The sequence below is a fragment of the Streptomyces sp. NPDC127114 genome (assembly GCF_042677525.1).
GTDB lineage: Bacteria > Actinomycetota > Actinomycetes > Streptomycetales > Streptomycetaceae > Streptomyces.
The window spans coordinates 119,368-144,134 of record NZ_JBHXTJ010000009.1 but is presented as its reverse complement, the minus strand read 5'-3'; the positions used below and the strand labels follow the sequence as shown (position 1 = coordinate 144,134).

At 71.8% G+C, this 24,767-nt stretch carries 25 protein-coding genes and 1 riboswitch; of the genes, 17 read left to right on the top strand and 8 right to left on the bottom strand.

Going from position 1 to position 24,767, the window contains the following annotated elements; all coding sequences use genetic code 11:
* Positions 1-9: 9 nt before the first annotated feature.
* Entirely contained in the window at positions 10-813 is an 804-nt protein-coding gene (locus ACFVGS_RS12565; protein ID WP_384408982.1) for a S16 family serine protease, read from the top strand.
* Here ACFVGS_RS12565 and ACFVGS_RS12560 read toward each other — a convergent pair.
* From ACFVGS_RS12560 to ACFVGS_RS12550, 3 genes are all read right to left on the bottom strand, one after another.
* Positions 746-2,185, bottom strand: coding sequence for an MFS transporter (locus tag ACFVGS_RS12560; protein WP_384408984.1), 1,440 nt, complete (start codon positions 2,183-2,185; stop codon positions 746-748). The two genes, ACFVGS_RS12565 and ACFVGS_RS12560, sit on opposite strands and share 68 nt — an antisense overlap.
* An 87-nt stretch (positions 2,186-2,272) precedes the next feature.
* On the bottom strand, positions 2,273-2,992 hold the full coding sequence (locus tag ACFVGS_RS12555) for an ArsR/SmtB family transcription factor (RefSeq protein ID WP_385692458.1): 720 nt from the start codon (positions 2,990-2,992) through the stop codon (positions 2,273-2,275).
* A gap of 81 nt (positions 2,993-3,073) precedes the next feature.
* A complete protein-coding gene (locus ACFVGS_RS12550; RefSeq protein ID WP_384408988.1) occupies positions 3,074-3,556 on the bottom strand; it encodes an Lrp/AsnC family transcriptional regulator in 483 nt (160 codons plus the stop codon).
* A gap of 121 nt (positions 3,557-3,677) precedes the next feature.
* Here ACFVGS_RS12550 and hppD point away from each other — a divergent pair, with 121 nt between their 5' ends.
* Positions 3,678-4,823 carry a 4-hydroxyphenylpyruvate dioxygenase gene (gene hppD / locus ACFVGS_RS12545; protein WP_384408990.1) on the top strand — a complete coding sequence of 382 codons (1,146 nt, stop codon included), beginning with the start codon at positions 3,678-3,680 and terminating at the stop codon, positions 4,821-4,823.
* A gap of 259 nt (positions 4,824-5,082) precedes the next feature.
* Here the strand turns inward: hppD and ACFVGS_RS12540 are convergent, their stop codons facing one another.
* Positions 5,083-6,609, bottom strand: coding sequence for a tetratricopeptide repeat protein (locus ACFVGS_RS12540; protein WP_385692457.1), 1,527 nt, complete (start codon positions 6,607-6,609; stop codon positions 5,083-5,085).
* 218 nt (positions 6,610-6,827) lie between these two features.
* Between ACFVGS_RS12540 and ACFVGS_RS12535 the strand changes: the two genes are divergently transcribed.
* A complete protein-coding gene (locus ACFVGS_RS12535) occupies positions 6,828-8,177 on the top strand; it encodes an FAD-binding oxidoreductase (RefSeq protein WP_385692496.1) in 1,350 nt (449 codons plus the stop codon).
* Between the two features lie 26 nt (positions 8,178-8,203).
* Here ACFVGS_RS12535 and ACFVGS_RS12530 read toward each other — a convergent pair whose 3' ends face one another.
* Complete coding sequence (locus tag ACFVGS_RS12530; RefSeq protein WP_384408994.1) at positions 8,204-8,695, bottom strand: SsgA family sporulation/cell division regulator; 492 nt, start codon at positions 8,693-8,695, stop codon at positions 8,204-8,206.
* 309 nt (positions 8,696-9,004) lie between these two features.
* Here ACFVGS_RS12530 and ACFVGS_RS12525 point away from each other — a divergent pair, with 309 nt between their 5' ends.
* Positions 9,005-10,531 (top strand): RDD family protein, encoded by a 1,527-nt coding sequence (locus ACFVGS_RS12525; RefSeq protein ID WP_384408996.1) that lies wholly within the window; start codon positions 9,005-9,007, stop codon positions 10,529-10,531.
* Between the two features lie 99 nt (positions 10,532-10,630).
* On the top strand, positions 10,631-11,392 hold the full coding sequence (locus ACFVGS_RS12520) for an RDD family protein (protein WP_384408998.1): 762 nt from the start codon (positions 10,631-10,633) through the stop codon (positions 11,390-11,392).
* 42 nt (positions 11,393-11,434) lie between these two features.
* Here ACFVGS_RS12520 and ACFVGS_RS12515 read toward each other — a convergent pair whose 3' ends face one another.
* Positions 11,435-11,716 (bottom strand): hypothetical protein, encoded by a 282-nt coding sequence (locus tag ACFVGS_RS12515; RefSeq protein WP_384409000.1) that lies wholly within the window; start codon positions 11,714-11,716, stop codon positions 11,435-11,437.
* 333 nt (positions 11,717-12,049) lie between these two features.
* Between ACFVGS_RS12515 and ACFVGS_RS12510 the strand changes: the two genes are divergently transcribed.
* On the top strand, positions 12,050-14,470 hold the full coding sequence (locus ACFVGS_RS12510) for an immune inhibitor A domain-containing protein (RefSeq protein ID WP_384409002.1): 2,421 nt from the start codon (positions 12,050-12,052) through the stop codon (positions 14,468-14,470).
* Positions 14,471-14,614: 144 nt separating this feature from the next.
* On the top strand, positions 14,615-14,917 hold the full coding sequence (locus ACFVGS_RS12505) for a hypothetical protein (protein WP_384409004.1): 303 nt from the start codon (positions 14,615-14,617) through the stop codon (positions 14,915-14,917).
* Between the two features lie 54 nt (positions 14,918-14,971).
* Here the strand turns inward: ACFVGS_RS12505 and ACFVGS_RS12500 are convergent, their stop codons facing one another.
* Positions 14,972-15,562 (bottom strand): isochorismatase family protein, encoded by a 591-nt coding sequence (locus tag ACFVGS_RS12500; RefSeq protein WP_384409006.1) that lies wholly within the window; start codon positions 15,560-15,562, stop codon positions 14,972-14,974.
* Positions 15,563-15,656: 94 nt separating this feature from the next.
* A complete protein-coding gene (locus tag ACFVGS_RS12495) occupies positions 15,657-16,985 on the bottom strand; it encodes a nicotinate phosphoribosyltransferase (RefSeq protein ID WP_384409008.1) in 1,329 nt (442 codons plus the stop codon).
* Between the two features lie 100 nt (positions 16,986-17,085).
* Here ACFVGS_RS12495 and clpS point away from each other — a divergent pair, with 100 nt between their 5' ends.
* The 10 genes from clpS to ACFVGS_RS12445 all read left to right on the top strand — a co-directional run bounded on the left by clpS (position 17,086) and on the right by ACFVGS_RS12445 (position 24,743).
* On the top strand, positions 17,086-17,391 hold the full coding sequence (gene clpS / locus ACFVGS_RS12490; RefSeq protein WP_128981538.1) for an ATP-dependent Clp protease adapter ClpS: 306 nt from the start codon (positions 17,086-17,088) through the stop codon (positions 17,389-17,391).
* Positions 17,391-17,975, top strand: a complete 585-nt coding sequence (locus tag ACFVGS_RS12485; protein WP_384409010.1) for a DUF2017 domain-containing protein — start codon at positions 17,391-17,393, stop codon at positions 17,973-17,975. The genes clpS and ACFVGS_RS12485 overlap by 1 nt, the downstream gene beginning before the upstream one ends.
* Positions 17,976-18,335: 360 nt before the next feature.
* Positions 18,336-19,772: an amino acid permease gene (locus tag ACFVGS_RS12480; RefSeq protein WP_384409012.1), complete on the top strand. Its 1,437-nt coding sequence runs from the start codon at positions 18,336-18,338 to the stop codon at positions 19,770-19,772.
* A gap of 85 nt (positions 19,773-19,857) precedes the next feature.
* Entirely contained in the window at positions 19,858-20,283 is a 426-nt protein-coding gene (locus ACFVGS_RS12475) for a Mov34/MPN/PAD-1 family protein (RefSeq protein ID WP_384409014.1), read from the top strand.
* Positions 20,261-20,431, top strand: a riboswitch (cobalamin riboswitch). It overlaps the preceding gene by 23 nt.
* Positions 20,432-20,469: 38 nt before the next feature.
* Positions 20,470-21,441 carry an ABC transporter substrate-binding protein gene (locus ACFVGS_RS12470; RefSeq protein WP_385692456.1) on the top strand — a complete coding sequence of 324 codons (972 nt, stop codon included), beginning with the start codon at positions 20,470-20,472 and terminating at the stop codon, positions 21,439-21,441.
* Positions 21,438-22,448, top strand: coding sequence for a FecCD family ABC transporter permease (locus ACFVGS_RS12465; protein WP_385692455.1), 1,011 nt, complete (start codon positions 21,438-21,440; stop codon positions 22,446-22,448). The genes ACFVGS_RS12470 and ACFVGS_RS12465 overlap by 4 nt, the downstream gene beginning before the upstream one ends.
* Complete coding sequence (locus ACFVGS_RS12460) at positions 22,445-23,230, top strand: ABC transporter ATP-binding protein (protein ID WP_384409020.1); 786 nt, start codon at positions 22,445-22,447, stop codon at positions 23,228-23,230. The genes ACFVGS_RS12465 and ACFVGS_RS12460 overlap by 4 nt, the downstream gene beginning before the upstream one ends.
* A gap of 44 nt (positions 23,231-23,274) precedes the next feature.
* Positions 23,275-23,394, top strand: coding sequence for a putative leader peptide (locus ACFVGS_RS12455; protein ID WP_384409022.1), 120 nt, complete (start codon positions 23,275-23,277; stop codon positions 23,392-23,394).
* A gap of 105 nt (positions 23,395-23,499) precedes the next feature.
* Complete coding sequence (locus ACFVGS_RS12450; RefSeq protein ID WP_384409024.1) at positions 23,500-23,778, top strand: MoaD/ThiS family protein; 279 nt, start codon at positions 23,500-23,502, stop codon at positions 23,776-23,778.
* 14 nt (positions 23,779-23,792) lie between these two features.
* Positions 23,793-24,743, top strand: a complete 951-nt coding sequence (locus ACFVGS_RS12445) for a PLP-dependent cysteine synthase family protein (RefSeq protein ID WP_384409026.1) — start codon at positions 23,793-23,795, stop codon at positions 24,741-24,743.
* Positions 24,744-24,767: the final 24 nt, after the last annotated feature.

Below are 24,767 nucleotides of genomic sequence, written 5' to 3'. Positions count from 1 at the left end.
ATTGGGGGCGTGCTCTCCCGTCTCGCCGGTCTCCCGCGCACCCGTGCCCTCGCGCTCTGCGCCCTGCCCGTCGCCGCGCTGTTCGCCGTCGCCGGGCTCGCACCGCTGCCGTACGCCATCGCACAGCCCGGCACGACCGCCGACGTGCTCGGCAAGGACCAGGGCCGCGAGGTGATCACCGTCACCGGCGTCCCGGTCCGCCCGACGGAGGGCCAGTTGCGGATGACGACCATCCTGGCGACCGGGCCGTCGGCCTCGCTCGACCTGGCGGACGTGGCCGACGCCTGGTTCCGCACCGACCGGGCCGTGCTGCCGAAGTCCTCCGTCTACCCGACGGGCAAGTCCGACGAGGAGATCGAGCAGCACAACCTGGGCCAGATGAAGGAGTCGCAGGACGCGGCGACCCTCGCCGCCCTCGGCTATCTGAAGCTGGACCCGAAGAAGGTGAAGGTCACCCTCCACCTCGCCGACGTCGGCGGCCCCAGCGCCGGGCTGCTGTTCTCCCTCGGCATCGTCGACAAGATCGACGGGGACGGCGACGGCGGCGAGCTGACCGGCGGCCGGACCGTCGCCGGGACGGGCACGATCGAGCCGGACGGTACGGTCGGCGCGGTCGGCGGCGTGTCCCTGAAGACGCAGGCCGCCGCCCGGGACGGTGCCACCGTCTTCCTGGTGCCGAAGGCCGAGTGCTCCGACGCGCAGGCCGAGCAGCCGAAGGGCCTGCGGCTGGTCCCCGTGACCACGCTCAGCGACGCGGTGTCGTCCCTCCGGGCACTGGAGCAGGGCCAGGAGTCGAAGGTCCCGAGCTGCTAGGGCCCGTCACGGGCGGTATCCCGTCCGCCGGCTCGCCCGGTTCGGCCCCGGCCGGGGCCTTCACCATCGCATCTGTGGCTGTCGCTGTCCTCGTCCCGGCCGGGGCGTCCAGCTCCCGCCAGACGGGGAACAGCAGCGGCGACAGGGTCGCGAGGACGAACGCGCCGCCGACCGTGAGCAGCGCCGCCGTGATGCCCATGCTCTCCACCAGGAAGCCGGCGATCAGGGCGCCGAGCGGATTGATGAGCAGCACGGAGGCCGTGCTGGCGCCGCCGACGCGGCTGCGCAGCTCCTCGGGCACCACCTCGTAGAAGGCGGTCGTGAGGATCGGGTTGAGCACTCCGGCGCCCAGCCCGCCGAGCGCCGCCGCCACGAGCATCGGCGCGACGGTGTCGGTGAGTGCGGCGGTGACGATGGGCGCGCCGGATATCAGGAAGCCGGCCGTGAAGACGGGACGGCGCGGGAATCGGTGGCCCATGACGCCGTAGAGCAGCGCGCCGGCGAGGGCGCTTCCGCCGAAGACGGCGACCAGCAGACCCTGGGCCGCCGAGCCGCCGAGCTCCTCGCGGGCGTGGATCGGCAGCAGCACCGCGCTCCAGCTCAGGGCGAGTCCGTTGGTGACCATCACCATGAGGTTGACGGCGAGCAGCAGCCGGGTGCGCAGCAGGAAGGAGTAACCCTCGCGCAGGTCGGCTCGGTAGGAGGCCAGGCTCAACGCCGGTGCGTCGCGCAGGGGTTCGGCGGCCGGGACGCCGCGCAGGCCCGCGAGGACGAGCAGCGCGGAGACCAGGAAGGTGGCGGCGTCGACGTAGAGCACCGTGTCGGCGCCTATCAACGCCACGAGCAGGCCGCCGACGGCGGCACCGGTCATCCGCGCGCCGCGCGAGACGGCGTCGTAGAGGCTGGCGGCGCGGGACAGCGGAGTGCCGGCGTGCCGGGCGAGGTCGGGGACGAGGACGTGGCGAGCGGTCTCGCCGGGCGCGTGGAAGAGGCCGGTGACGGCCATCAGCGCGCACAGCATCCAGAACTGCAGCAGACCGGCCCGGCCGAGCAGCGGGATCGCGGCGAGGGCGAGGGCGCAGACCAGGTCGGAGACGACGGAGACCCGGCGGCGGCCTATCCGGTCGATGACCGGGCCGCCCGCGATGGCGGACACGACGACGGGCGCGGCGGCGCAGAACGCGACCAGGCCGGCCTTGCCGGCGCTTCCGGTGGTCTCCAGGGCGAACCACGGCACGCCGATGAGGGTGAGCGAATTGCCGCTGATGGAGACGGCGTTGGCCGACAGGACGGCGGCCAGGGGCGACCGCGAGCGGGAATCCGCGTGCGGGTCGGTGCGTGTCGGTGGGCGTGACGGTTCGCGCGCGGGCATGGTGGTTCCCCCCGGTTCGGTGAGCGGCTCTTGAGTCTCGGTTCTCGGTTCTCGGTTATCGGCTGTCGGATCTCGGGCAGAGCGGCGTCAGTTGGCGCCGTGCTGGGGAAAGGCGTGCAGGTGCATCCGTATCCGCTGCGTCTGCGTGCCCTCGGGGTCGGCGTTGACGCGGTACTCCTCGATCAGGTCGTGGATCTTCGTGTTGAGCTCGTGCGCGCGCTCCGGCGAGAGGTGGAGCGTGAAGTCGCTCATGTCGGAGGAGTCCTGCCAGACCTCGTCGAACTGGTGGCGGGTGCCGAGGTAGGTGTTGAGCTCCTGGGTGTGGATGTTCGCGATCTCGTGGAGGAAGACCTCGACGGCGCCCTGGACCTCGGGGTCCGGGTTCTTGTGCAGCGAAGCGTCGAAGGAGGTGCCCTGCTGGGAGGCCTTCCACCAGCGCTCCCGGCCCTTGCCGAGCTCCGGCGCGTCCTCGACGAAGCCGTGGGCGGCGAGCTGGCGCAGGTGGTAGCTGGTGGCGCCGCTGGACTCGCCCAGTCGCTCGGCGAGTCGGGAGGCGGTGGCCGGGCCGTGGTGGCGCAGGGCGCGCAGCATCTGGATGCGCAGAGGGTGGGCGAGGGCACGCAAGGAGCGCGGGTCGAGGACGCGACTGCCGGAAGGGCCGGCCGCCGCGACCGCACTCTCGCCTGCGTGCGCGCTCGCGCTCGCGTTCTCGCTCCCGCTCGCGTTCTCGCTCCCGCTCGCGTTCTCGCTCCCGCTCGCGCTCACTCTCGCGTTCGGGTTCTCGTTCTCGTTCTCGTTCTCGGGCATGACACAACCGTAGAGTTGCAAAGAGACCGCTGCAAGGGTTTTTTGCAGAACTTCTTTGCAACTCGACCGAGAGACCGACGGCTACCGCGGCGGCTCGCGGTCCTCCGCGGCCTGTTCCACCAGCGGGATGATCCGCAGCGGGACCGGGTTCTCCATGACGATCGCCGTGGAGGCCCGGACGATGCCGTCGAACCCGACGACCCGGTCGATCACCCGCTGGAGATCGGCGTTGGAGCGGGCCACGAGCCGGCACAACATGTCGCCGTGGCCCGTCGTGGTGTGCAGCTCCAGGACTTCCGGGACGGTCGCCAAGTGCCCCCGTACGTCGGCGCCCTGGCCCTGCTTGATCTCCAGGGTCGCGAAGGCGGTGACCGGGTAGCCCAGCGCCGCGGGGTCGACCTGGGGACCGAAACCGCGGATGACTCCGTTCGACTGGAGCCGGTCGAGCCGCGCCTGGACCGTGCCGCGCGCCACCCCGAGTCGCCGCGAGGCCTCCAGGACCCCGATCCGGGGCTCGCGGGCGAGCAGCGCGATCAGCCGGCCGTCCAGATGATCGATCGCCACAGGGGCCTCCCGATGGTCATGATGTACAAGTCGCCCGCCCATACTGCCCAGTCGCTGTACACATTGACCAGAGGAACAAGAAACTATTGCGCAGCCTGCCGAGCAGCGCGACTCTGCTCCCATGACTGAGACCATCGATCACACCCCTTCCACCGCGCGTGAGGCCGATCCCTTCCCGGTCAAGGGAATGGACGCGGTCGTCTTCGCCGTCGGCAACGCCAAGCAGGCCGCGCACTACTACTCCACGGCCTTCGGCATGAAGCTCGTCGCCTACTCCGGACCGGAGAACGGCAGCCGGGAGACGGCGTCGTACGTCCTCACCAACGGCGCCGCGCGTTTCGTGTTCACCTCCGTCATCAAGGCCTCCACCGACTGGGGCCACTTCCTCGCCGAGCACGTCGCCCAGCACGGTGACGGCGTGATCGACCTGGCGATCGAGGTGCCGGACGCGCGCGCCGCCTACGCCCACGCCGTCGAGCAGGGCGCCACCGGCCTGGTCGAGCCGTACGAGCTCAAGGACGAGCACGGCACCGTCGTCCTCGCCGCCATCGCCACCTACGGCAAGACCCGCCACACCCTCGTCGACCGCTCCGGCTACGACGGCCCGTACCTCCCCGGCTACACCGCCGCCGCCCCGCTCGTCGCGCCGCCGGCCAAGCGCACCTTCCAGGCCATCGACCACTGCGTCGGCAACGTCGAGCTCGGCAAGATGAACGAGTGGGTGGCCTTCTACAACAAGGTCATGGGCTTCACGAACATGAAGGAGTTCGTGGGCGACGACATCGCGACCGAGTACTCGGCCCTGATGTCCAAGGTCGTCGCCGACGGCACCAAGAAGGTCAAGTTCCCCATCAACGAGCCGGCGATCGCGAAGAAGAAGTCGCAGATCGACGAGTACCTCGAGTTCTACGGCGGCCCGGGCGTCCAGCACATCGCCCTCGCCACCAACGACATCGTCGCCACCGTGCGCTCCATGCGCGCCGCGGGCGTCGAGTTCCTCTCCGTCCCGGACGCGTACTACGACACGCTCGGCGAGTGGGTCGGCGACACCCGCGTCCCGATCGACGAGCTGCGCGAGCTGAAGATCCTCGCGGACCGCGACGAGGACGGCTACCTGCTGCAGATCTTCACCAAGCCGGTGCAGGACCGCCCGACCGTCTTCTTCGAGATGATCGAGCGCCACGGCTCCATGGGCTTCGGCAAGGGCAACTTCAAGGCCCTGTTCGAGGCGATCGAGCGCGAGCAGGAGCGCCGCGGCAACCTGTAGCCGCGCTTCCCCCGACACGAGGGCCCGGCCCAGGGGCGACACCCCGGGGCCGGGCCCCTGCCATGCCCGGCGCACGCCGACCGCGCCCGGGCATCCCCGGTGACACCCCGGGCGGGTTACGGGGGGCTCGCCCGGGGGCCGTCGGAGGCACGACGGACAGGAGCGGGGGACGTGGAGGGAATCGCGTTCGGGACGTAAAGCGTGATTTGTGGCGCGGAATCCGCGCCCGCGCGTCTTCCGATCCAGACCGCGCCGTAAATCATGCAGTCCCGGACGTGGTTCCCGGAACGGCCCCCGCGCCACCCCCGCCCGTCTTCGGCGCGTCCGGCTTCTGCGACTCCTCCGGCTTCACCGACTCCTCCGGCTTCACCGACTCCTCCGGCTTCGCCGGCGCGTCCGCCTTCCCCGACTGCTGCGGCTCCTCCGGCCGCACGTCCTTGGGCAGCTCGTCCGGCGGTTCGCCGAGCGCCTTCACGGCCTGTTGCGCGCGCGGCGCGAACAGCGGCGAGAAGGACGGGTTGGTCCGCAGCGCCTCCGCGAGATGGCGGCGCGCAGGGCCGTGGTCCTCCAGCGCCCGCTCGATCTCACCGCGGTGGTACGAGAAGAGCGCGCTGCGCAGCCCCTCGTCGGTGGCCCGCTTCGCGAACTCCAGGGCCTCCTTCGGCTCGCCCGACCGGAAGAGGGCCCAGCCGAGCGCGTCCGCGACCTGCACCGAACGGTGCCCCCGCGCCCACTCCGCGCGCAGCCGCCGCACCGCCGCCGCCGGGTCGCCGTGGTCCGCGTCGAGCAGCCCGAGCACCACCTCCGCGCCCGGCCAGGCGCCGGTCCGCAGCCGCTCGTACAGCGCCTGCGCCTCCTCGTCCCGGTCCAGTGCCTCGTGCAGCTCGCCCGCCTCCAGGAAGTACTCCGGCAGCGGCAGCCGCTCCAGCGCGGCCCGCCAGTCGCGCACCGCCTCCCGTGTCCGGCCGAGCGCCGCGAGCGCCCGGGCCCGGCCCGCGAGGGAGGGGCCGTGCTCCGGTACGAGCCCGAGCGCCGCCCCGTACTGCGCCAGTGCCTCCTCCGGCTCGCCCCGCTCCCACGCCAGGTCGCCGAGCCGGGCGAGCGCCGCCGCCTTCTCCGCGTCCGTCGCGGCCAGCGCCACCGCGTCGGCGGCCGCCGCGCCCGCGTCCTCGCGCCAGCCGCGGTTGCGGTACAGCTGCGCCGAACGCGTACGGACCGCCGCGCCCGAGTGCAGCTCGGTCAGCGTCTCCGTCGCCTTCCCGGCCGCCTTGTAGTCGCCGAGGCCGTTGTACGCGTCGATCAGCACCGGATACGCCGGCCAGCGCTTCGGATCCGCCTTGCGCACCCGCTCGCCCCACTCCCTGGCCGACTTCCAGTCGCCGCGGGCGTTCGCGAGCGCCGCCATGCCCAGCTGGGCGTCCAGGTTCCCGCGGGCGGCCGGCCGCACCGCGAGGGAACGCTTCAGGGCCGCCTCCGCGCGCGGCAGGTCCGCGGGGTCGGCGCGCCGCAGACCACGCTCCGTGTAGGCCGCGCCGAGCACCGCCCATGACGCCTCGTCACCGGGATGGGCCTTCAGCCACTTCTCCCGGTCGCCGATCAGCGCGACCAGATCGGGCAGCGCCGCCTGCGCGCCCGCGTGGGCCGCCTCCGCGGCCCGCTCGGCAGGACCCGGCGCGGGCGGCGGCGTCCGGCCGGCCAGCTCGGGCACGTACAGCAGGGCCGCCGCCGCGAGCACCGCGACGGCCCCGCCGGCGAGGACCGCCCTCGACACGTTCTCGGTCTTCATGGCGCTCACTGTGCGCCCGTACGCGGCTGTACGAAGAGCACACGAGCCGCCCGTTCCGGCGGGTTCACACCGATGGCCCCGGGTGCCACGCTGGACGTATGGACGATCTTCAGCAGGACGATCCTCGGCCGGACCACCCGCAGCCGGCCGACCCCCAGCAGGGTCACCCCCAGCCGGACGATCCTCAGCGGGCCGACCTCGTCGCGCGGCTCCACACGATGCTCCGGGCCGGGCTCCCCGCCGACGCCGTGCTCACCGACCCGGACGTCACGGCCTCCTACTCCCGCGACATGGCGAGCTTCTGCACGGCCGGCACCCCCGCGGCCGTCGTGCTCCCGCGCACCGTCGAACAGGTCCAGCACGTCATGCGCACGGCGACCGAGCTGCGCGTCCCGGTCGTCCCGCAGGGCGCCCGCACCGGTCTGTCGGGCGCCGCCAACGCCTCCGACGGCTGCGTCGTGCTCTCCCTCGTCAAGATGGACCGCATCCTGGAGATCAGCCCGGTCGACCGGATCGCCGTCGTCGAGCCGGGCGTGATCAACGGGGTCCTTTCCCGGGCCGTCGCCGAGCACGGCCTGTACTACCCGCCGGACCCGTCCAGCTGGGAGATGTGCACCATCGGCGGCAACATCGGCACCGCGTCCGGCGGCCTGTGCTGCGTGAAGTACGGGGTCACCGCCGAGTACGTGCTCGGCCTCGACGTCGTCCTCGCCGACGGGCGGCTGCTGCGCACCGGCCGGCGCACCGCGAAGGGCGTCGCCGGATACGACCTGACGCGTCTCTTCGTCGGCTCCGAGGGCAGCCTCGGCATCGTTGTCGGGGCCGTGCTCGCGCTGAAGCCGCAGCCGCCGGCGCAGCTCGCGCTCGCCGCCGAGTTCCCCTCGGCGGAGGCCGCCTGCGAGGCCGTCTGCGCGATCATGGAGCGCGGCCACACGCCGTCGCTCCTCGAACTCATGGACGGCACCACCGTCCGCGCCGTCAACCGGCTCGCGCACATGGGCCTGCCCGACAGCACCGAGGCGCTCCTGCTGTGCGCGTTCGACACCCCGGACCCGGCTGCCGACCTCGCCGCGGTGGGTGAGCTGTGCCGGGCCGCCGGGGCCACCGAGGTCGTACCGGCCGAGGACGCCGCCGAGTCCGAACTGCTCCTCCAGGCACGCCGGCTCTCGCTCACCGCTCTGGAGACCATCAAGACGGCGACGATGATCGACGACGTGTGCGTGCCGCGCACCAAGCTCGCCGCGATGCTCACGGGCACGGCGGACATCGCGGAGAAGTACGGGCTGACCATCGGGGTCTGCGCGCACGCGGGCGACGGCAACACCCATCCCGTCGTCTGCTTCGACCACGCCGACGAGGACGAGTCGCGCCGGGCGCGCGAGTCCTTCGACGAGATCATGGCGCTCGGGCTCGCGCTGGGCGGCACGATCACCGGTGAGCACGGGGTGGGCGTCCTGAAGAAGGAGTGGCTGGCGCGGGAGCTCGGGCCGGTGGGCGTGGAGCTGCAGCGCGGGATCAAGAAGACCTTCGACCCCCTGGGCCTCCTGAACCCGGGCAAGCTCTTCTGACACGCGCGACCCTTCTCGCACGGGGCTCACATCTCGCCCTCGGTGGACTCGTCCGACGGCCACGGGTCGCTCAGCCACAGCTCGTCCGCCACCACCGTGGTGGCGAAGAGCTCGGCCAGACCGTCGTCGATGCCGAGCTGCTCGGTCTCGGTGCCCGGCGGGACCGCGCGCAGGGTCCGCTCCAGCCAGGCGGACACCTGCGCGGACGGCGCCTCCAGGAGCGCGTCGCCGTCCGGCGACGACAGGGCCATGAGGATCACGTTGCGGCCCTCCACCTTGGTCGGCCAGATCCGGACGTCACCGTGGCCGCAGGGCCGGAAGACGCCCTCGACGAGCAGTTCCCGGGCGAAGGTCCAGTTGACCGGGTGCTCGGAGCCGACGTGGAAGGTGATGTGGACGGCGTACGGGTCGTCCACGCGGTACGCGAGCCGGGCCGGGACCGGGATCGAGCGCTCGGGGGAGAGGACGAGCTTCAGCTCGAGCTCGCGCTCGACGACGTTGTTCTCGGTGTTCTGCATGGTGCTGCTGCCTCTCTCTCGGTACGGGCCCGCGGTGGGCCTGCACGTAGGGAGAGAGGGGTCGGGCGGATCCATTACGCGACTTCGGGAAACTTTCCGAGGAATTTTTTTCCGGGAGGTTCCCGGGCCCGAGGATCACCCTCCGTGACGAAAGGGCGGGGCTGTCCCTCGAAGGCGGGCTTTCTGGTGGGCTCCTTGTCCCTGCGGCGGCGTTCTTCGTTACTGTCCTCCTTGGGCTCGGCGCGGTCGGCGCGGTCGACGCGCGGCCCGGGCGGACCAAAGGCGTTGTGACTGAACGGAGTCGGGGCAGTGGCTACTCCTCCTGGAGGCGGCGGAGACGTACCGCAGGCGGGCTACTACCCGGATCCGTCGATTCCGGGGTACATCCGCTTCTGGAACGGCGGCGCCTGGGTGCCCGGCACGAGCCGCCCCGCGCCCAAGGAGGGCGAGGCGCTTCCGGCCCCGCCGGTCCCCGTGGCGCCCCAGCTGGCCCCGAGCCCGGCCCCGGCCCCGTCCGTGCCTTCGGCCCCGTCCGTGCCTTCGGCTCCGGCTGTCCCCGCCGTCCCCGCCGTCGAGGAGACCGGGCCGGTCTTCTTCGACGAGGACCCGGCCCCGGCCGAATCCCGGCCCCAGCCCGGGACCCGGCCCGCGCCCGAGCCGGAGCACACCTCGGCACCGCAGGAGCCCGCCTCGGCGTGGCAGGCCAGCACCTCCCGGCAGACCGGCTTCGGCGGCGAGCGCGACCAGAGGGTGTCGTGGGGCGCGGCGGAGGACCCGCGCGCGGCGACGGCCTGGCCGGCGGCGGGCGCACCGAAGCCCGAGAGCCGGCCCGCGAGCGGCGGGGTCTCGATGCGGCGCGAGGCGCCGGCTCCCGCCGCCGAGCAGCCGGAACCGGCGGCCACGACGCCGGCGGCCACGCCGCCCGCGCAGCCGGCCGGACCGGCCGCGCAGTCGGCCACGCCGCCCGCGGCGGCGACCTCCGCCCCGGCGCCCGCCCCGGCACCTCTTCCCGCTCCGGCGCCCACACCCGGTCCCGCTCCGGCCCCCGCGCCCGCTCCCGCGTGGCCCGAGGCCGGCGGCAGCGCCCCCGCGGCCGAGGCGCCGCCCGCGCAGACCGGTCTCCCGGGCCAGCGGCTCGGCGGCATGCCCGTCAACCCGGCGCCGGCCCCGGCCTCCTGGGCCCCGCAGCCTCCCGCCCCCGCTCGGCCGCAGCCCCAGCCTCCGGTCCAGGCCCAGGCCCCGGTTCAGCCCCAGCCCCAGCCGTCCGCGTCGGCGGCGCAGGACCCGCAGCCCGTCGTGCCGTGGAAGCCGCCCGTCGAGGACGTGTTCCTTTCCGCCGCCCGGGCGCAGGCCGCGGCGAAGCCCGCCGGACTCGGACGGCGGCTGCTGGCGCGGCTCGTCGACGGGCTCGTGCTCGGTGCGCTGGTCGGCGCCGTGTCGTACCCCTTCGTCACGGCCGCGCTCCAGCACATCGACGAGAAGATCGAGGCCGCCAAGCAGTCGGGCGTCACCGTCCAGGTCTGGCTGGTCGACGGCACCACCTCCGTGCAGTTCGGGATCGTGCTCGCCGCCTTCCTCGTGCTCGGCACGCTGTACGAGGCGCTGCCCACCTCGCGGTGGGGCCGTACGCTCGGCAAGAAGCTGTGCGGGATCGAGGTCCGGGACATCGAGGCGCACGAGCCGCCCACCTTCGGCGCCGCGCTGCGCCGCTGGCTGCTCTACGCGGTGCTCGGGCTGCTCGGCATCGGTCTGCTCAACGTCCTCTGGTGCGTGTTCGACCGGCCCTGGCGCCAGTGCTGGCACGACAAGGCGGCCGGCACCTTCGTAGCCCGCTGAGCCACCCCTCCACCGCTCCGCCCGTCCACCCCCGCCCGCCGTCCCCCGAACGGCGGGCGATCGATTGCGGGGGTCCCGTGCCCGGGATGCACTGCCCCCATGAGCAACGATCAGCCGCCGCCGCCCCCAGGTCAGCCGCCCGACGACGACCCCTTCCGGAAGAGGCCGCCGGACCAGCCCCCGCCGTCGGGCGAGCAGCCCCCGCCCTCGGGCGACCAGCCCCCGCCGGGTAACCCGTACGGGTCACCTCCACCGCCCCCACCGTCCTACGGCGGTGGAGGCGGAGGGCCCTACGGCGGCGGAGGCGGACCCTACGGCGGCGGGGGCGGCGGGCCGTACGGCGGTGATCCGTACGGCGGCGGGCCCTACGGCGGCGATCCGCTCGCCGGGATGCCGCCGCTCGCCGACTCCGGCAAGCGCATCGCCGCCCGTGTCATCGACTGGCTGATCGTCGCCGTGCCGCTCGCGATCATCGGCATCCCGTTCAAGGTGTACGACCGCGCCGGCGACGGCAGCGACTGGGACGACACCGTCAACAGCCTGAACGGCGGCGGGCAGCTGGTCTTCCAGCTGATCACGATCGTGGCGTACGTCGCGTACGACACCGTGATGACCGCCAACAAGGGGCAGACCCTCGGCAAGAAGTGGATGAAGCTGCGGGTCGCGATGCTCAACGACGGCTCGCCGCCGCCGATGAACGCCTCCCTCATCCGCGCGATCGTGCTCTGGCTGCCCGCGCTGATCTGCTGCGCCTGTCTGTGGCCGTTGCTCCTGCTGATCCTGATCCTCGTGGACAAGCCGTACAAGCAGGGCCTTCACGACAAGGCGGCCAAGACGGTGGTGGTGTCCGTACCGCAGTAGCCGTACCGCGGAGGTCACCAACCTCCCGAAAGGGACGCGCGGTTACGAACCGATCCGGGTGTCCGCCCCGGCCCCCACGGGCGCGGCGGGCACCCGGATCTCCTCGTTCCCGAGGCCGGAGGAAGCGGTGGCGGCCGAGGTCTTGACGTGCCGCGCCCGCACCGGCATCGTCACCGCCACCAGCACCCCGAGCATCAGGCCCGCGGCGGAGATCGCCGTGATGCCCAGTGCCGTGGTGGTGCCGGAGAGCAGCAGCAGGGCGACGGTCGAGAGCACGACGGTGGCCGAACCGTAGGCGTACTGTGCGGCGTTCGGTCGCTGCATGGCGGTTACCGTCCCTCGGGGCGCGTGGCGAGTGCGACTCTACGACGGTGGATGCCCGGCCGCACCGGAAGTAAGCGTGACCTAACCCACGTCGCCGATGCACGGGGGGCGCAGGGGCGCACAGTCGCGCCGAATATGCGGCCGACGAAAGTTAGTTCCATGTTCGACTATCGGAAACCGACTCCCGCATAGTGCAGTTGGCCTGTCCAAGTCAAGATCTGTCTTTTCCGCTTCAACTCCGGTCGAATGTCGTCACTTGTGACGCGTCACCCGTTCGGCGGACACCCCACCACCGATCCGCCGCGCGAGGTGCGCCGGGGAGGACAGAAACAAGTGAACAACAGACGACGGGCGATCCGGACGTCCGCGATCGTCGTGGCGCTCGCCGCCACGGCCGCCACCGCCTCGACCCTCGGTACCGCGTGGGCCGCTGACCACGACTCCGCGCCGGCCGCCGCAGCGGCGGCCAGGGCGAACGCGGTGGACGCCACCACGGTCGACCACGACCTCGAGGGTCCGTTCAGCAAGCAGCAGGAGCAGCAGCGCCAGGCCGCCATCGAGCAGGTGCTCAACGGCGAGACCAAGGTCGAGCGCCGCAACGGCTCCCAGGTGGTCAAGCTCGACAACAAGAAGTACGTCGAGCTCGCCCGCGAGAAGACCGACAAGATCTTCACCATCCTGGTCGAGTTCGGCGACCAGGTGGACAACACCACCCTCGTCGACCGCAAGGACGACGACACGGACGAGCTGAAGCCGAAGTACGGCGGCCAGCCCGGCCCGCTGCACAACCAGATAGCCGAGCCCGACCGGTCGAAGGACAACTCGACCGCCTGGCAGGCGGACTACGACCGGCAGCACTTCCAGGACCTGTACTTCGGCACCGGCAAGGACAAGGACGGCAAGCCGAAGGAGTCCCTGAAGACCTACTACGAGAAGACCTCGTCCGGCCGTTACTCGGTCGACGGCACGGTCACCGACTGGGTCAAGGTCCCGTACAACGAGGCCCGCTACGGCTCGAACTACTGCGGCCAGCACAACTGCGGCAACGTCTGGGACACCGTCCGCGACGGCGTCACCGCCTGGGCCGCCGACCAGAAGGCCAAGGGCCGCACCGACGCCCAGATCAAGGCCGACCTGGCGCAGTACGACCAGTGGGACCGGTACGACTTCGACGCCGACGGCAACTTCAACGAGCCCGACGGCTACATCGACCACTTCCAGATCGTCCACGCGGGCGAGGACGAGTCGGCCGGCGGCGGCGCCGAGGGCACCGACGCGCTGTGGGCGCACCGCTGGTACGCGTACGGCACCGACGCGGGCAAGACCGGCCCCGAGGGCAACAAGGCCGGTGGCACCCAGATCGGCAACACCGGCATCTGGGTCGGCGACTACACGATGCAGCCGGAGAACGGCGGCCTCGGCGTCTTCGCCCACGAGTACGGTCACGACCTCGGTCTGCCGGACCACTACGACACCGCGGGCGGCGAGAACTCGACCGGCTTCTGGACCCTGATGTCCTCCGGTTCCTGGCTCGGCACCGGCAAGGACACCATCGGCGACATGCCGGGCGACATGAACGCCTGGGACAAGCTCCAGCTCGGCTGGCTGAACTACGCCAAGGTCAACGACTGGCAGCGCGGCACCAAGACCACCCACAAGCTGGGCGTCGCGGCGTACAACACCAAGCTGCCGCAGGCGCTCCTCGTCGAGCTGCCGAAGAAGGCCGTCACCACCGACATCGTGGCCCCCGCCGAGGGTGCCACCCAGTGGTGGAGCAACATGGGTGACGACCTCAAGAACACCCTGACCCGGCCCGTCGACCTGACCGGCAAGACCTCGGCCTCCCTGGAGCTCCAGGGCTGGTACGACATCGAGCTGGACTACGACTACCTCTACACCGAGGTGTCGACGGACGGCGGCGCCAACTGGACCGCCGTGGACGGCACCGCCGACGGCAAGCCGCTCCCGCGCGACGCGTCCGGCGCCCCGGCGCTGACCGACGTCTCCGGCGCGCACCAGAAGCTGGTCTACGACCTGAACGCCTACGCGGGCAAGAAGTTCGACCTGCGCTTCCGCTACCAGACGGACGGCGGCGCGGGCGGCAAGGGCTTCGTGGCCGACGCCATCACGCTGACCGCCGACGGCGCCACCGTCTTCTCGGACAACGCCGAGAACGGTGCCAACGGCTGGACCGCCAAGGGCTTCGAGCGCATCGGCAAGGGCTTCACGAAGGAGTACGAGCAGTACTACATCGCGGAGAACCGCCAGTACGTGTCGTACGACAAGACCCTCAAGGTCGGCCCGTACAACTTCGGCTTCACGGGCGACAAGGCCAGCTGGGTCGAGCACTACCCGTACCAGAACGGTCTGCTGATCTGGAAGTGGGACCTGTCCCAGAAGGACAACAACACCTCCCAGCACCCGGGCCAGGGTCTGGTCCTGCCGATCGACTCGCACCCGAGCCCGCTGAAGTTCCGTGACGGCAGCCTGATGCGCAACCGCGTCCAGGCCTACGACTCGCCGTTCACCATCGCCCGCACCGACGGCTTCCAGCTGCACCTGAAGAACGTCGCGGCGTGGGTCCCCTCGCAGGCCGGCAACCCGGTCTTCGACGACAAGAAGGGCGTGTACTGGTTCGCCGAGAACCCGCGCGCCGGTGTCCAGGTAACTGACACCAACACCAAGATCCAGGTCGTCAAGGAGCCGAAGGACGGCCAGACCGTCACGGTCCAGGTCGGCCCCTCGGTGAAGTAAAACCGAATTCTCCTGCATCACCGCAGGTCAGAGCATGATCGGCCGTCGCCCTCTAGCGGGCGGCGGCCGATCGTGTTTAGGTGCGTCTTACGGCCTCGGCCGCCCGACCTTATTGACAGTAGTTCCACGGGGGAGTGGTTCCGCATGCCCAACGGAGGGTTCAGCAGACTGCCCGGAGGCAGCGTCGTCGTCGCCATAGGACTGCCCAGTCCGGCCGGTGACGGCGCCACCGTGCGCTTCCTGGTGCACGCGGCGAACCGGGCCCGCGCCCTGACCCGGCTGCGGAACCTGGGCCTGCGCGCGGTCTACCTCCGCGGCAACACCGAGCCGCCCACCCCGGACGAGATCACGGCCGTGCTGCACCACCCGGACGGGCTGCTGTGGCGGAGCACCGCCCAGGAGCTGTGGCACCCGGTACGGTCCCTGCCGAAGGCCCCCGCGGCCTGAGACGCCCCTGGCCCGGGGCGCCCGCGGCCCACGGTCCGGGGCACCCGCGCCCGGCTACGGGGCGACGACCGGCTTGCCGGTCAGCTCCACGCCCGCGTCGCGCAGCTCCTCCAGGGCGCGGTCGGTGGTCTCCTTCGCGACCCCGGCGGTCAGGTCGAGCAGCACATGGGTGCGGAAGCCCTCGCGGGCCGCGTCCAGGGCGGTGGCCCGGACGCAGTGGTCGGTGGCGATGCCGACCACGTCGACCTCCGTGACGTCCCGGGAGCGCAGCCAGTCGGCCAGCGGGGTGCCGTTCTCGTCGCGCCCCTCGAAGCCGCTGTACGCCGCCGCGTAGGCGCCCTTGTCGAAGACCGCGCTGATCGCGCCGCTGGCGACGGCGGGCGCGAAGTTCGGGTGGAAGCCGACGCCCTCGGTTCCGGCCACGCAGTGCCGCGGCCAGGAGGCGACGTAGTCCGGGCGGTCCGAGAAGTGGTCGCCGGGGTCGACGTGGTGGTCGCGGGTGGCGATGACGAACCGGTAGCCGGCCGAGGCCTGGCTGACCAGGTCGGTGATGGAGGCGGCGACGTCCGCGCCTCCCGCCACCGCGAGGCTGCCGCCCTCGCAGAAGTCGTTCTGAACGTCCACAACGATCAATGCGCGGTGCATGGCGGGTGTCCTTAGCGAGGCGGCCGTGGGTCGGATTCGAGCCTAGAGACTTCCCCCTCCCTTCGGGAGGGGGCGCTCTGGGGCGTTACGGGTGCTACAGGTACTCGGTCGGCAGGACCGGCTCGCCGCGCGACAGCTGGACCGCCGACATCGGCAGCGCGGCGCGGGCCGCGATGTGCCGGGACCTGGCGGCCTCCAGCGGCTCGCGGGCCACCACGTCGCCGCCCTTGACCAGCTCCACCAGCAGCTGCCGGTCGACCAGCTCCGGCGGGACCGGGCCGGTGCCGACGACCTCCGCCTCGGCGACGCCGGCGGCGTCGGCCCGGCGGGCGGCCCACTTGCGGCCGCCGACGGAGGCCTTGCCGCCCACGGACTTCTTGGCGACGGGGACCAGCGGGGCCTTCGGGTCGGCCGAGACGGCCCGGGCGACCAGCTTGTAGACCATGGAGCAGGTCGGGTGGCCGCTGCCGGTGACCAGCTGGGTGCCGACGCCGTACGCGTCGACCGGCGCGGCCGCGAGCGAGGCGATGGCGTACTCGTCGAGGTCGGAGGTGACCACGATCTTGGTGTCCGTCGCGCCGAGCTCGTCGAGCTGGGCCCGCACCCGGTGGGCGACGAGCAGCAGGTCGCCGGAGTCGATCCGGACGGCCCCGAGCTCGGGCCCGGCCACCTCGACGGCGGCCCGGACGGCCTCGGTCACGTCGTAGGTGTCGACCAGGAGCGTGGTGCCGCGGCCCAGCGAGTCGACCTGGGCCCGGAAGGCGTCGCGCTCGGTGTCGTGCAGCAGCGTGAAGGCGTGGGCGGAGGTGCCCACGGTCGGGATGCCGTAGCGGAAGCCGGCGGCGAGGTCGGAGGTGGAGTCGAAGCCGCCGACGTAGGCGGCGCGCGCGGAGGCGACGGCGGCCAGTTCGTGGGTGCGCCGGGCGCCCATCTCGATCAGCCGGCGGCCGCCCGCGGCGGAGGACATCCGGGAGGCGGCGGCGGCGATCGCGGAGTCGTGGTTGAGGATCGACAGGATCACGGTCTCGAGGAGGACGCACTCGGCGAAGGAGCCCTCGACCCGCAGGAGGGGCGAGCCGGGGAAGTACACCTCGCCCTCGGGGTAGCCCCAGATGTCGCCGGAGAAGCGGTAGCGGGCGAGCCATTCGAGGGTCGGCTCGTCGACGATGCCGCGCTCGCGCAGGAAGCCGAGCACGCCGTTGTCGAAGCGGAAGTTCTCGACGGCGTCCAGGACCCGTCCGACGCCCGCCACCACGCCGTAGCGCCGCCCCTCGGGCAGCCGGCGGGTGAAGACCTCGAAGACGGACCTGCGGTCCGCGGTACCGGCCCTGAGGGCCGCCTGGAGCATCGTCAGCTCGTACTGGTCGGTGAAGAGCGCGGTCGACGGCACGTCCACCGGCAGCCCAAGGTCCGCAGCGTTCATGCGATGAGCGTACCGCACTATTCGTCAGTCTGACGAATACCCCGGCCGTGCGGGCGACCCGTTTGTGCGACCGGCCGGTCGGGGTGGCAGCATGGTGTGAGTGAGCGTTGCGCCTATCGAGATCGAGCGGACCGAGTCGGCCGAGGAGGTCTCCGCCGTCGTCGAACCGGACGTGCCGTGGGTGACTATCGTCCACAACGACCCGGTCAACCTGATGAGCTATGTCACCTACGTCTTCCAGGCGTACTTCGGCTACTCCAAGGACAAGGCGCACAAGCTGATGCTCGACGTGCACAACAAGGGCCGCGCGGTGGTCTCCAGCGGCACCCGTGAAGAGATGGAACGGGACGTGCAGGCGATGCACGGCTACGGTCTGTGGGCGACCCTCTCCCAGGACCGCGGCTGATGGCGGGGCACTTCGAAGCCCTCCCGGGCGGCGGCGCGGCCGTCGCGCTCGACGAGGTCGAGATCTCCATCCTGCGCTCCCTCGCCGTCCAGCTGATGGAGCTGATCGGTCCCGGCGACGAGCCGGTCGAGGGTGAGGACCCGCTGGCCGCGCTGTTCGCGGAGGGCCCCAGCGAGCCGCCCTCCGACCCGGCGCTCCGCCGGCTCTTCCCCGACGCGTACGGGGACGACACCGACGAGCTGCGGCAGGCGGCCGCGGACTTCCGCCGCTACACCGAGAACGACCTGCGGGCCCGCAAGCGGGACGACGCGCTCTCCGTCGTGCGCAGCCTGGACGCGCTCGCCTCGGCTGCGGCCGGCGAGGGCGGCGGTGTCCTCAAGCTCACCGCGGACGAGTCCCGCGCCTGGCTCGGCTCGCTCAACGACCTGCGGCTGACCATCGGCACCCGGCTCGAGGTCACGGACGACGACCAGAGCGAGGGGCTGTACCGGCTGCCGGACGACGATCCGCGCAAGCCGATGGTGATGGCGTACCTCTGGCTCGGCGGGCTCCAGGAGTCACTCGTCGAGACCCTGATGCCGTAGGGCCTGTCCGGCGGAAGTCCCTCCGGCGCCACGGGAAAACACCCCTACTGGCGGGTGTTCGCTCAGCGGACGCTCAAATCCGGATAACGAATACGTTATCCAAGTGCCTTCCTTGCCCTCTTGAATCCTCCTTGTCCGGATTTTCGAGTGACGCGGGTCACACGTGTACCCGCCGATCACTGTGAACACCGTGATAAATCTTCACGACCACCCGGGGACGCCACCCCTGTCCCCGGGGGCGCTTTGACCGGCTGACCGCCGGTGGCACTCCATCCACATCCGGGGGGATCAGGACCTGATCCGCAGCACGAACGGCCCAGCGGCCGGTGCGCGGACCAGCATGGAGAAAGGCGCACCACCATGACCTCAGTGCAGGTCGACAAGCAGCACGACGGCAATGAGGCCGCGGACACCGCAGCCGGCGAGGGCTATCACCGGGCACTCGGCGCACGTCAGATCCAGATGATCGCGATCGGCGGCGCCATCGGCACCGGCCTGTTCCTGGGCGCGGGCAAGGGCATCTCCATCGCGGGACCGAGCCTGATCCTCGCGTACGCCATCGCGGGCATCGTCATCTTCTTCATCATGCGGGCGCTCGGCGAGCTCCTCATGTACCGCCCCGTGTCGGGCTCCTTCTCGGAGTACGCGCGGGAGTTCATCGGCCCCTTCGCGGGCTTCGTGACCGGCTGGACCTACTGGCTCTTCTGGGTCGTCACCGGCATCACCGAGGTCACCGCCGCGGCCACCTACATGACGTACTGGTGGGACATCCCGCAGTGGATCTCCGCCCTCGTCTTCACCGTGATCCTCTACGGCGCCAACCTGATCTCCGTGAAGCTCTTCGGTGAGCTGGAGTTCTGGTTCTCCATGGTCAAGGTCACCGCCATCGTCGGCATGATCCTGATCTGCGCCGGCATCCTCACCCTCGGCTTCTCCGACGCCGGCGACACCGCCTCGATCACCCACCTGTGGGACCTCGGCGGCTTCTTCGCCGGGGAGAACGGCATCGGCTCGACCCTCATGACCCTCCAGATGGTCATGTTCGCCTTCCTCGCCGTCGAGCTGGTCGGCGTCACCGCGGGCGAGTCCAAGGACCCGAAGACCGTCCTGCCCAAGGCCATCAACACCGTGCCGTGGCGCATCGCCGTCTTCTACGTCGGCGCGCTGATCATGATCCTGTCGGTCGTCCCGTGGACCGAGTTCAAGCCGGGCGTCTCGCCGTTCGTCGCCGCCTTCGAGAAGATGGGCCTCGGCATCGGTGCGGCCGTCGTCAACTTCGTCGTCCTGACGGCCGCGCTCTCGTCCTGCAACTCCGGCATGTACTCCACCGGCCGCATGCTGCGCGACCTCGCGCTCAACGGCCAGGGACCGAAGTTCTTCACGAAGCTGACGAAGAGCGGCACCCCGCTCGTCGGCACCACCTTCTCGGCCGCGCTGATGATGGTGGGCGTCTGGATCAACTACCAGTGGCCCGGCGACGCGTTCAACTACGTCGTCTCCTTCGCCACCATCTCCGGCATGTGGGCCTGGATCATGATCCTGGCCTGCCACGTCCGCTACCGCCTCAAGGCCGACCGCGGCGAGCTGCCCGAGTCCTCCTTCAAGGCGCCCGGCGGCATCTGGCCCAGCCTCTTCGCCCTCGCCTTCATCGGCATGGTCATCGTCATGATGGGCATCGACGAGGGTGCGCGCGTCTCGCTGTACTGCGCGCCGCTGTGGGGCCTGCTCCTCGGCGTCGCCTACCTGGTCCTCAAGGCCCGCAACCCCGAGGGCGCCGCCTTCGCCAAGCGGTCGTAACGCCTCCGACCTGCAAGGTCTCAGCATCCGGGCCGTCTCGTATCGAACCTCGATACGAGGCGGCCCGTCTGCTTATCCTGTCGGCATGCTGACCCTCACCCGAGCCCTGTACGACCAGATCGTGGAACACTCCCGCGCGGACCACCCCGACGAGGCCTGCGGCGTGGTCGCGGGGCCGGTCGGCACGGGCCGCCCCGAGCGCTTCATCCCCATGCTGAACGCGGCGCGCTCGCCCACCTTCTACGAGTTCGACTCCGGCGACCTGCTGAAGCTCTACCGCGAGATGGACGACCGGGACGAGGAGCCCGTGATCATCTACCACTCGCACACGGCGACCGAGGCCTACCCGTCCCGGACGGACATCTCCTACGCCAACGAGCCGCAGGCGCACTACGTCCTCGTCTCCACGGCCGACACCGACGGCGCCGGCCCCTTCCAGTTCCGCTCGTACACGATCGTCGACGGCGTCGTGGAGGAGGAAGAGGTCAAGATCGTCGAGGCCTACGAGTAGTCTGAGCCCGACCTTTCAGGGCGGCAGGACCCAGGAAGCCGGTGCGAGTCCGGCGCGGTCCCGCCACTGTGACCGCCCCCGAGGTCTGTCCGCCGGACAGGCCCTCCGGGGCGCGAGCCAGGAACTGACCTGCCGCCTTCTCACCACCGATCGGGGACGTGGAAATCCCCGGAGGAGGCCAACGCCGTGACCTGGCGCCGCCCGCTGCTGCCCGCGCTCGCCCTCGTACCCCTGCTCGCCGCCTGCTCCGCACCGGCGCCCGGGACCACACCCACCGGCAAGGCCGCGCCGGGCTTCCCGTACACCGTCACCAACTGCGGGGTGACCACCACCTACCAGGCCCCGCCGAAGCGCGCGGTGACCATGAACCAGCACGTCACCGAGGTCATGCTCGCCCTCGGCCTGGAGAAGTCACTGGCCGGCACCGCCTACCTCGACGACGCGGTCCTGCCCGCGTACAAGAAGGCCTACGACTCAGTCCCGGTCCTCGCCGAGGAGTACCCCTCCAAGGAGGCGCTGCTCGCCGCGAACCCGGACTTCGTGTACGGCGGTTACGCCTCCGCCTTCGACGCCAAGGCCGGCCGCGGCCGCGACGACCTGAAGCGCTCCGGCATCGAGTCCCGGCTCAACACCGAGTACTGCCCCTCCGGCGCCACCTCCTTCGACGACCTCTACCGCGAGGTCCGCGAGGTCGGCCGCACCTTCGGCGTCGCCGACCGCGCCGAGAAGTGGAACCGCGAGGCCCGCGCCGCCCTCACCGCCACCGAGCAGCGCCTCAAGGGCGCCCCGCCGGTGTCCGTCTTCGTCTACGACAGCGGCGACAAGACCGCGTTCACCGCCGGCGGCAAGGGCATCGGCAACGAGCTGATCACCCGGGCCGGCGGCCGCAACGTCTTCGCCGACCTCGACAAGACCTTCGGCGACGCCACCTGGGAGCAGGTCGTCGCCCGCAGGCCCGAGGTCGTCGTCATCTACGACTACGGCACCACCACCGTCGAGCAGAAGAAGCGACGCCTCCTCGACGACCCCGCCCTGCGCGAGGTCCCCGCGATCAGGAACCGCCGCTTCGCCGTGCTGCCGCTCTCCGACACCGTGCTCGGCGTCCGGGCGCCCGCCGCCGTCGGCAAGCTCGCCGCCCAGCTCCACCCCGGCCGGTGAAGCGGTACGCGACCGTGGTCGCCGGACTGCTCCTGGCGCTCGCGGCGGCCGTCGTGGCCTCGCTGGCGCTCGGGTCCGTCCGCGTCCCGCCCGGCCAGGTGCTCGACGCCCTGACCGGCCGGGCCGGGCCCTCGCCGTACCGGACGATCGTGCTCGACCTCCGGCTGCCCCGGGTGCTGCTCGGCGCGGTCGTCGGCGCCGGGCTCGCCGTCGTCGGCACCGTCCTGCAGGCCCTGGTCCGCAACCGGCTCGCCGACCCGTTCCTGCTCGGGATCTCCTCCGGGGCCTCCGCCGGAGCCGTCGCCGTGATCGTCCTCGGCGTCGGCGGCGGGATCACCACCAGCGTCGCGCTGCCCGCCGGTGCCTTCGCGGGCGCGCTGCTCGCCCTCGTCCTCGTCTACGGCCTGGCCCGGCGCGGCGGCACCATGACCGGGCCGCGGCTCGTCCTGGCCGGCGTGGCCGTCTCGTACATCCTCTCCGCGCTGACCACCCTGCTCCTGGTCGTCGCCGGCCGGCCCGAACAGTTCCAGGAGGCGCTGTTCTGGTCCCTCGGCGGCCTCGGCAGCGCCCGCTGGGACAGCCTGGTGCTGCCCGCGGCCGTCCTCGCCGCCGGCATCGGCGCGCTCCTCACCCTCGCCCGGCCGCTCGACCTGCTGCTCGTCGGCGAGGAGGGCGCGACCGTCCTCGGCCTGGACACCGCGCGCTTCCGCGCCGCCGTCTTCGTCCTCGCCTCGCTGGTCACCGCCGTCCTCGTCGCGGCGAGCGGAGCCGTCGGCTTCGTCGGCCTGATGGTCCCGCACGCCGCCCGCGCGGTCGTCGGCGCCCCGCACCGCCGGCTGCTCCCGGTCGCCGCGCTCGGCGGGGCGGTCGCCCTGGTCCTCGCCGACCTGGCCGCCCGTACCGTCGCCGCGCCGCAGGACATCCCCGTCGGCGTCCTCACCGCACTCACCGGCGGCCCGTTCTTCCTCTGGCTGATGCGCCGCCGACCCGAAGGAGCGGCCCTGTGACCGAGCTGCGCGTGGAGTCCCTGTCGTACGAGGACCGGCTGCGCGAGGCCGACCTCGTCGTCCGGCCCGGCGAGACCGTCGGCCTCGTCGGCCCCAACGGCAGCGGCAAGACCACCCTGCTGCGCTGCGTCTACGGCACCCTCGCCGCCACCTCCGGGCGCGCCCTGCTCGACGGGGACGACCTGCGGGCGATGGGGCCGCGGGCGCGGGCCCGGCGGGTGGCGACCGTGCCGCAGGAGAGCGCCGCCGAGTTCGAGCTGACCGTCCGCGAGCTGGTCGCCCTCGGCCGCTCCCCGCACAAGCGGTTCTGGGAGGGCGACAGCGCGGCGGACCTGGCGCGGGCCGACGCGGCCCTGGACCGGGTCGGCATCGGACACCTCGCCGACCGCCCGTACCCCGGGCTCTCCGGCGGCGAACGCCAGCGGGCGCTGGTCGCCCGGGCCCTGGTCCAGGACCCGGCCCTGCTGGTCCTCGACGAGCCCACCAACCACCTCGACATCCGCTACCAGCTCGAAGTGCTCGGGCTCGTCCGCCGTTTGGGCACCAGCAACCTCCTCGCCCTGCACGACCTCACCCTCGCCGGGGCCTACTGCGACCGCCTGTACGTGCTGCGGCGCGGAAGAGTGGTCGCGGAGGGGCCGCCGGGGGACGTGCTGACGCCGGAGCTCCTGCGGGCGGTCTACGGGGTGGAAGCCGAGGTCATCCCGCATCCGCGCACCGGAACCCCGCTTGTCGTTTATCTGCCGAGTCCGTCAGCCGAACGCAAACCGTCCACCATGTGAGATCACATTCCGAAACCCGGACCGGGAATCGATACGATGACCGCATGGTTTCCCACGACGTGAGCGAAGAGACGCCGAGCACCGCCCTGCTGCTCGTGGCACGCCTGCACGTCGACCTGTGCCGTCTCGCCAGCGCGATGTGTCCTTCCCGCGCTGCGCTCTGAACGACCGGCCCGAGCGCACCTCAGCACGACCCCCTGCCGCGCGGGGGCCCCACGCGCGCGCCCACCACGCCACCTGCCCCGCACCTCCCGACAGGAGCCCACGCCATGGCCATCGAGGTCCGCATCCCGACCATCCTCCGCACCTACACCGACGGCGCCAAGGCCGTCGAGGGCAGCGGTGACACCCTCGCCGAGCTCTTCGCCGACCTGGAGTCCCGCCACGCCGGGATCGAGGCCCGCATCGTCGACGGCGACAAGCTGCGCCGCTTCGTCAACGTCTACCTGAACGACGAGGACGTCCGCTTCCTGGACGGCATCGACACCAAGCTCGCCGACGGCGACAACGTGACGATCCTGCCGGCCGTCGCCGGCGGGATGGTCTGAGCGGCCGGATCCCCATGCGTTACGACTCCCCGCTCGCGGCGGTCGGCAACACGCCGCTGGTCCGACTGCCCAGGCTCTCCCCGTCGGACGACGTCCGCATCTGGGCCAAGCTGGAGGACCGCAACCCCACCGGCTCGGTCAAGGACCGCCCCGCGCTCCACATGATCGAGCAGGCCGAGAAGGACGGCCGGCTCACCCCCGGCTGCACCATCCTCGAACCCACCAGCGGCAACACCGGCATCTCGCTCGCCATGGCGGCCCGCCTCAAGGGCTACCGCATCGTGTGCGTCATGCCGGAGAACACCAGCGAGGAGCGCCGCCAGCTGCTCGCCATGTGGGGCGCCGAGATCATCTCCTCGCCCGCCGCCGGCGGCTCCAACACGGCCGTACGGGTCGCCAAGGAGCTCGCCGAGCAGCACCCGGACTGGGTCATGCTCTACCAGTACGGCAACCCGGCCAACGCCGGAGCCCACTACGCCACCACGGGCCCCGAGATCCTCGCCGACCTGCCCTCCGTCACCCACTTCGTGGCGGGCCTGGGAACGACGGGCACGCTCATGGGCGTCGGCCGCTACCTGCGCGAGCACAAGCCCGACGTCAAGATCGTCGCCGCGGAACCCCGCTACGACGACCTCGTCTACGGCCTGCGCAACCTCGACGAGGGCTTCGTCCCCGAGCTGTACGACGCCTCCGTCCTCACCACCCGCTTCTCCGTCGGCTCCGCCGACGCGGTCACCCGCACCCGCGAGCTCCTCCAGCAGGAGGGCATCTTCGCGGGCGTCTCGACGGGCGCGGCGCTGCACGCGGCCATCGGGGTCGGCAAGAAGGCGCTCAAGGCGGGCGAGCGCGCCGACATCGTGTTCGTCGTCGCCGACGGCGGCTGGAAGTACCTGTCGACCGGCGTCTACACGGCCGCCACGACGGAAGAGGCCATCGAGACCCTGCAGGGCCAGCTCTGGGCGTGAGCCACCGAGCTCCCTCGGGGGGAG

Coding starts and splice junctions, on each gene's coding strand:
- ACFVGS_RS12505 (WP_384409004.1), top strand. CDS start 14,615: ATGCCCAACGGAGGGTTCAGCAGACTGCCCGGAGGCAGCGTCGTCGTC.
- ACFVGS_RS12500 (WP_384409006.1), bottom strand. CDS start 15,562: ATGCACCGCGCATTGATCGTTGTGGACGTTCAGAACGACTTCTGCGAG.
- ACFVGS_RS12445 (WP_384409026.1), top strand. CDS start 23,793: ATGCGTTACGACTCCCCGCTCGCGGCGGTCGGCAACACGCCGCTGGTC.
- ACFVGS_RS12515 (WP_384409000.1), bottom strand. CDS start 11,716: ATGCAGCGACCGAACGCCGCACAGTACGCCTACGGTTCGGCCACCGTC.
- ACFVGS_RS12485 (WP_384409010.1), top strand. CDS start 17,391: ATGGCGGGGCACTTCGAAGCCCTCCCGGGCGGCGGCGCGGCCGTCGCG.
- ACFVGS_RS12455 (WP_384409022.1), top strand. CDS start 23,275: ATGGTTTCCCACGACGTGAGCGAAGAGACGCCGAGCACCGCCCTGCTG.
- ACFVGS_RS12450 (WP_384409024.1), top strand. CDS start 23,500: ATGGCCATCGAGGTCCGCATCCCGACCATCCTCCGCACCTACACCGAC.
- ACFVGS_RS12530 (WP_384408994.1), bottom strand. CDS start 8,695: ATGCAGAACACCGAGAACAACGTCGTCGAGCGCGAGCTCGAGCTGAAG.
- ACFVGS_RS12555 (WP_385692458.1), bottom strand. CDS start 2,992: ATGCCCGAGAACGAGAACGAGAACGAGAACCCGAACGCGAGAGTGAGC.
- ACFVGS_RS12535 (WP_385692496.1), top strand. CDS start 6,828: ATGCTCCGGGCCGGGCTCCCCGCCGACGCCGTGCTCACCGACCCGGAC.
- ACFVGS_RS12520 (WP_384408998.1), top strand. CDS start 10,631: ATGAGCAACGATCAGCCGCCGCCGCCCCCAGGTCAGCCGCCCGACGAC.
- ACFVGS_RS12495 (WP_384409008.1), bottom strand. CDS start 16,985: ATGAACGCTGCGGACCTTGGGCTGCCGGTGGACGTGCCGTCGACCGCG.
- ACFVGS_RS12560 (WP_384408984.1), bottom strand. CDS start 2,185: ATGCCCGCGCGCGAACCGTCACGCCCACCGACACGCACCGACCCGCAC.
- ACFVGS_RS12540 (WP_385692457.1), bottom strand. CDS start 6,609: ATGAAGACCGAGAACGTGTCGAGGGCGGTCCTCGCCGGCGGGGCCGTC.
- ACFVGS_RS12475 (WP_384409014.1), top strand. CDS start 19,858: ATGCTGACCCTCACCCGAGCCCTGTACGACCAGATCGTGGAACACTCC.
- hppD (WP_384408990.1), top strand. CDS start 3,678: ATGACTGAGACCATCGATCACACCCCTTCCACCGCGCGTGAGGCCGAT.
- ACFVGS_RS12480 (WP_384409012.1), top strand. CDS start 18,336: ATGACCTCAGTGCAGGTCGACAAGCAGCACGACGGCAATGAGGCCGCG.